Raw genomic sequence first — 6,225 nt, 5'->3', positions numbered from 1 at the left:
CCAGAGGCTGGCGACGAGCAGCAGCGGGATGGTCTCGTAGGTCCGGGCGTAGATGAGCTGGGCGCTTTGGAGCAGTTCGGCAACGCCGAGGACACTGACCAGCGAGGTTTCCTTGAACATGCCGATCACCTGGTTGCCGGTTGCCGGGATGATCGAGGGCATCGCCTGGGGGATGATGACCTTTCGCATCTTTATTGACCCGCTCATGCCCAGGGAGTCGGCTGCCTCGATCTGGCCCTTGCCGACCGATGAGAACCCGCCCCGGATGATCTCGGCCATATAGGCGGCCTCGTTCAGCGTCAGGCCAACCAAGGCTGCCGTGATGGGTCCCATTAGGGCGTTGGTGTCGATCGCGGTGCCGATGTCCGTGAACGGGATCCCGATGGTCAGGTTCGGGTAGAGCGCGGAGATGTTGAACCAGAAGATCAACTGCACCAGCACCGGAGTGCCCCGGAAAAGGGTGATGTAAACGCCCGCCGTGGCCGCGAGTGGCTTGATGCTCGAGCCCCTCATGATCGCCAGCACCAGCCCGAGGAGTGTTCCCAGGGCCATGCTGGCCACCGTGAGGAAGATCGTCAGCATCAAACCACGGAGAATCGTTTCGTGGGTAAAGTACCGTGCAACCACCCCCCACTTGAAGTTGGGGTTGGTTGATACCGAGATCAGGATGCCCAAAGCCAAAAGGCTACACACAACCCAAGCCGCATACTCGAAAGTGCTGCGTCGCCGGAGCCTAGGCTTGAGCGCCGGGTCGACCACACTCATTGCGGCGTCACTTCCTTGACGAACGAATTTCTGCACGGCGTCCCTCTAATTGAGCTTCGCGTCAGTGATGGCGCCGGACTCCAGGCCCCAGTTCTCGAGGGACTTCTTGTATTCCGGGGTCTCAAGGACGGACTGGATCGCTGCCTGCATGGCCGGGGTCAGCGGGGACCCCTTTTTCAGGCCGACGGCGGTCAGATCGCTTGAGCCGACGTTGACCCGGCCGAGGATGGTAAAGGAGCCCGGCTGCTGCTTCTGGGCCCATGCGAGCGAGGTCGTGTCGTAGAGGATGCCGTCGATCCGCTTGGAGTGCAGCTGGACCAGGGCGTCCTGGATGTTGGGCAGCGTCACGGCGTTGATCGCCGGCTGGCCCTTGGAGGTGCAGGTCTGCTCACTCAGGGTGGGCAGGCGCAACAGCTGGCCGGTGGAGCCCTGGGTGACGGCGATGTTCTTCCCGCACAGGGTTTCAACGGTGAGGTTCAGCGGGTTCCCCGCGGCCGCGGCCACGGAGTTGCCGGCCCTGAAGTAGTCGATCATGTCCAGGACCTTGAGCCGCTCTTCGGTCTTGGACATGGTGGTGGCGGTGAAGTCGAACCGGCCGCCGTCCAGGCCCGGGACGATCGTGTCGAACTTCGTGTCCACGAACTTCAGCTCCAGGTCAAGCTTCTTGGCAATGAGCCGGGCAACGTCCGGGTTGAGCCCGATCGGGGTGGTGTTGTCCTCCGCGAGGAACGTCGTCGGCGGGTAGTGCAGGTCCATCGCGACCGTCAGTTCGCCCTTGTCCTTATAGGACTGCGGCAAAAGTGCCACGGCAGCAGCATCAGGCTGCACGCCCTCCGAGATGTCAGCCGTATTCGATGTCTTGGATCCGTCCTGAGCTGAATCGCTGCCGGCATTTGACCCGCAGGCGGTTAGCGCCAGTAAGACGGCCAACCCTGCACCGGCAGCCCGGACCTTGATTCTCATCTTCGTCGGAGTCTCCTTCCAAAACAGAGCCACAAATCCCTACCTACTATGCAACCACCCTCGCGGTAGATCGTCGACAATTTACAGGGATTATCTTTATTGACGGCACAAGAGAAGGCCAGATCCAAGCGGACCTGGCCTTCTCTTTCGGAATGGCGGATAAGGAGAATCTCAGGAGGTGACTTCTTCCGTTGTGCCGGTAAGATCCTCCACGGCTGTTTCCATGTGGCGTGTGATGGCTTTGTGCAGTTCTTCCCGACGGCCTGCCTGCAGGAGATCGAGGATGTGTTGGTGTTCCTGCACGAGGACGTCTATTCGGGGGTAGGCGACGGCCAGATTGAGAATGCACATCCTCGATTCGGCTGCGAGGGTCTGATAGATCCGGATCAGGCGTGTATTGCCGGCCCCGGCCACCAGGGAGGTGTGGAACTGCATATCCAGCCGCGCAATCGCCTGCCAGTCCGAGACAGCAACCTGCTTTGCCATGTCGCTGATGGTGGCCTTTAGCGCCTGGCAGGTGTCCTTGACCTGTTCCGGACCGGCGTCCAGCAGTGCGTCCGCGGCAGTTGATTCCACAGCCTCGCGTACGGCGTAGATCTCCCTGATGTCTTCCGTGGTGAGCTCAAGGACGAAAACGCCCCTGTTACGCCGACTGACGAGGATCCCTTCCTGGCACAGCCGCTGCAACGCCTCACGGACTGGACCCCTGGAAGTGTTTAGCTGGCTTGCCAAGACAGATTCATTGATCTGTTCTCCCGGACGGAACATGCCTTGGACAATCTGTTCCCGCAGCTGATCAGCGATCAGCTGCGCCGTGGGTCTTCCCTCCAGTGCAAAGAGCCCTTCCGATGCCGCCATCGATATCCCCCTCATTTCACTCTTTCGCCTGCTACACGTTTTTTAGACAGCTATGGCGGTGTACTTGGTCTCAAGAAATTCCTCGATGCCAATCTTGCCGCCTTCGCGCCCCAGTCCCGACTGCTTGACACCGCCGAACGGTGCTGCGGGATTGGAAACAAGGCCGGTGTTCAGTCCGACCATGCCTACTTCCAGTTCTGCGGAGAAGCGGAGAGCCTTGTCCATGTTCTCAGTAAAGACGTAGCCGACCAGGCCCCACTCGGTGTCGTTGGCGAGTCGAAGCACTTCGTCTTCGCTGTCGAAGTGGGTGATCGCTGCCACCGGACCGAAAATCTCGGTGCTCATCAACTCGGAGTCCAATGAGACGTCCGTCAGGACAGTGGGCGTGTAAAAGTATCCGGGACCTTCGGGACGGCTTCCTCCCGTCAGGATGCGTGCACCCTTGGACACCGCGTCGGCCACGAGGCTTTCGACCTTGTCCAGGCCCTTCTGTTCGATCAGTGGACCCACCTCGGTCCCTGACACCGCGCCGTTGCCCACCTGAAGTTCGGAGATCTTCTTGGCGAACTTCTCGCTGAATTCCTCCACCACTGACCGGTGGACGAAGAAGCGGTTCGCGGCAGTGCAGGCCTCACCCATGTTCCGCATTTTGGCCTTCATCGCGCCATCAACTGCCTTCTCGATGTCGGCGTCGGCCAGGACGATGAAGGGGGCGTTTCCACCCAGTTCCATGGAGGAGCGCATGACATTGTCGGCCGCCTGGCGCAGAAGGATCTTGCCTACCTCGGTGGAGCCGGTGAAGCTGATCTTCCGCGCAATGCCGCTGCTGGTCCAAGCCCCCACCACACTTGAGGCGCTGGAGGTCGTGACGACGTTCAGGACGCCGTCGGGAAGGCCTGCCTCCCGGAAAATCTGCACCAGGGCAAGGGACGTCAGCGGGGTCAGCTCGGCAGGCTTGAAGACCATGGTGCAACCGGCCGCGACGGCGGGGGCGATCTTGCGGGCACCCATGGCCAACGGGAAGTTCCACGGGGTCACCAGCACGCAGGGGCCGACCGGTTCCTTGGTGATCATGATCCGGGTGTTGCCGTCAACCGAGGTGGCATGGTCTCCGCCAATGCGGACGGCTTCTTCGGAGAACCAGCGGAGCATTTCGGCGCCATAGGCCACTTCTCCCCGTGCCTCGGCAAGGGGCTTGCCCATCTCCGCGGTCATGATTGCCGCCAGGTGGTCGGTGTTGGCAATGACCAGTTCATAAGCGCGTCGCAGGATGTCGGCACGTTCGCGGGGAGTGGACTTGCCCCACGCCGCCTGGGCCTGGCCTGCAGCCTTGATCGCCAAGGCTGCATCTGCAGGCCCGCCGTCGGCTACGTGGGCGATGATTTCGTTGGTAGCTGGATTTTCCACCGGGAAAGTGGCGCCGCTGGCGGCCTTCTGCCAGGCGCCATCGATGAACAATTCCGTGTGAAGCCCTGAGGGGTCGAATGAGGAGCTCATGTCACGCTTTCAAAAATGGTAGGGGAGATACTAGGAGGTGGCTGTTTTCAGCGCCTGGGTGAACCTGGTCAGGCCGGCTTGGATTTCGTCGCTGCTGACGTTGAGCGCCGGGATGATGCGGACGACGTTTCCGTGCGGACCGCAGGTGAGGAGCAGCAGTTCTTCCTTGATGGCTGCTTGCTGGACTGCCAGGGCGGTAGCGGAATCAGGGGTGTTGTCCGGTGAGGTAAATTCGACGCCCTGCATGAGGCCGCGGCCGCGGACATTGCCGATTCCCGAAAATTCTGTCTTGAGCTGGTCAAGCCCTGCCCGCAGTTCATCGCCCCGTACCAGGGCGTTCTCCACCAGGTTCTCGCGTTCGATGACGCCCAGGGTTGCGACGCCGGCTGCGGCTGCAACTGCGTTCCCGCCGTAGGTGCCGCCCTGTGAACCTGCCCAGGCTTTACCCATCAGTTCGGTGGAGGCGGCGATGGCTGAGATCGGGAAGCCGCTGGCGAGTCCCTTCGCGGTGATCACCACGTCGGGAGTGATGCCTGCCCAGTCGTGGCCCCAGAACTTTCCGGTGCGGCCAACCCCGGCCTGGACCTCGTCGAGGATGAGTACGATGCCGTGGCGGTCAGCCCGCTCGCGCAAACCTTGGAGGAACGCCGGGGGAGTGGGGATGTAGCCGCCGTCGCCGAGGACAGGTTCGATGATGAAACCGGCCGTGTCTGCCGGGCTGCTGATGCTCAGGAGGAGGTGGTCCAGTTCCTTCAGCGCGAATGTGACGGCAGTTTCCTCGTCCCAGCCATACCGGTAGGAGTGCGGGAAGGGTGCAATGTGCACTCCACCCATGAGCGGGGAGAAGCCTGAACGGAACTTCGTGCCGGCCGTGGTGAGCGAAGCGGCACCCACGGTCCGACCGTGGAAGCCTCCGTGGAAGGAGATGATGTTGGGCCGCCCCGTGGCCATCCGGGCCAGGCGGACCGAGGCCTCTACTGCCTCGGAGCCGGAGGTCGCGTAGAAAACGCTGTCCAGCCCCGAGGGCAGGAACTCTCCCAGCTTTTCGGTCAGCTCAAGCAAGGGCTTGTGCATCACGGTGGTGTACTGGGCATGGACAATCTTGCCCACCTGCTCACGGGCAGCCGCTACGACATCAGGGTGGCAGTGACCTGTGCTGGTAACACCGATTCCAGTGGTGAAATCGAGGTACTTCTTGCCGTCAGTTGCGTGGATCCAGCTGCCGAGGGCATGGTCGACGACGACCGGAGTGGCCTGCTTGAGGAGGGGACTGAGAGTTGCCATGGCTTCATACTTTCTTAGGGCCTGTAGATTGTCAACAATAGGCGATGTTGGGAAGGGATAGTTGGTGCTTGTCTTAAACCGTCTCGAAGCGTTGGGGGCGCGCGAAGTTGAGGCTGTCGAAGGTGCGCTTGCCGAGGGCTTCGTGGGCGGCGATTTCGCCGTAGCCGGTGGCGTTTTTGAAGCCGCCGCCTGAGAAGCCGGTGGCGGCGTAGATTCTGCTTCCTTCGTGGAACCGGCCGAGGAGGGGGTTGCCGTCGGTGGTGAAGAGGTCCGGGAAGGCGTCCGAGCGGACGATGTTCGGGAACAGTCCGGGGAAGAACTCGGTGACAGTTTCGGTGGTTTCCGAGATTTCAGCGGATGTTAGGTCCCGGGGGACTGAATCCGGCTGCGGCGTTGGTGTGCCGCGGCCGTCAAGAGTTGCCTTGACTGTGGCGCCGTCCACGGCGGGTGCCCCATACATGGAGCGGTCCCCGGAGATCCGGATAAAGACGGGGAACTTCTTCGGCGAGAATTCCGATGCGTCTTTGGCGACGAACCAGGACAGGAAGCACCGTTTGGTTTGCGTTGCTGCCTTCAGGTAGTTGGGCATGAGGCGTTGGGACCATCCGCCGGAGGCGATGATGGCGTTTTCGAAGGTCCAGGTTTTGTTGCCGGAGGTGATGAGGACGCCGTCGGGGGTTTCGGTGATGGTGTCGATGGGGGTGTTGGTGTGGATGGTTGCGCCGTTGGTTTGGGCTGCGGTGATGGCGGCGGTGACGGCGCGGTCGGTGCGCAGGGCGCCGGCGTGGGGGTCGTAGACGGCGATGTCGTCGGGGCGGAGGTTGTGTTGGGGGTAGCGTTCGGCCATTTCCTGGTGGT

General features: G+C 61.8%; 6 protein-coding genes. All 6 read right to left on the bottom strand.

Translation table 11 applies throughout. The features are described 5' to 3' along the window. Positions 1-675 (bottom strand): amino acid ABC transporter permease (locus ACLKOZ_RS22375; protein ID WP_436478460.1); only part of this gene is annotated, 675 nt, incomplete at its 3' end. 135 nt (positions 676-810) lie between these two features. After that, positions 811-1,728, bottom strand: coding sequence for an ABC transporter substrate-binding protein (locus ACLKOZ_RS22370; RefSeq protein WP_436478458.1), 918 nt, complete (start codon positions 1,726-1,728; stop codon positions 811-813). A 171-nt stretch (positions 1,729-1,899) separates the two neighbouring features. Further along, on the bottom strand, positions 1,900-2,586 hold the full coding sequence (locus ACLKOZ_RS22365) for a GntR family transcriptional regulator (protein ID WP_436478457.1): 687 nt from the start codon (positions 2,584-2,586) through the stop codon (positions 1,900-1,902). A gap of 42 nt (positions 2,587-2,628) precedes the next feature. Continuing rightward, positions 2,629-4,083 (bottom strand): NAD-dependent succinate-semialdehyde dehydrogenase, encoded by a 1,455-nt coding sequence (locus ACLKOZ_RS22360; protein ID WP_436478455.1) that lies wholly within the window; start codon positions 4,081-4,083, stop codon positions 2,629-2,631. 30 nt (positions 4,084-4,113) lie between these two features. After that, complete coding sequence (locus tag ACLKOZ_RS22355; RefSeq protein ID WP_436478453.1) at positions 4,114-5,367, bottom strand: aspartate aminotransferase family protein; 1,254 nt, start codon at positions 5,365-5,367, stop codon at positions 4,114-4,116. Positions 5,368-5,440: 73 nt separating this feature from the next. Next, positions 5,441-6,225: FAD-dependent oxidoreductase (locus ACLKOZ_RS22350; RefSeq protein WP_436478451.1), on the bottom strand; the 785-nt coding region annotated here is incomplete at its 5' end.

Source organism: Arthrobacter sp. R4, from assembly GCF_051365025.1.
Classification (GTDB): domain Bacteria; phylum Actinomycetota; class Actinomycetes; order Actinomycetales; family Micrococcaceae; genus Arthrobacter.
Note: the sequence above shows the minus strand (reverse complement) of the source record. Positions and strands in the feature narration are given on the sequence as shown.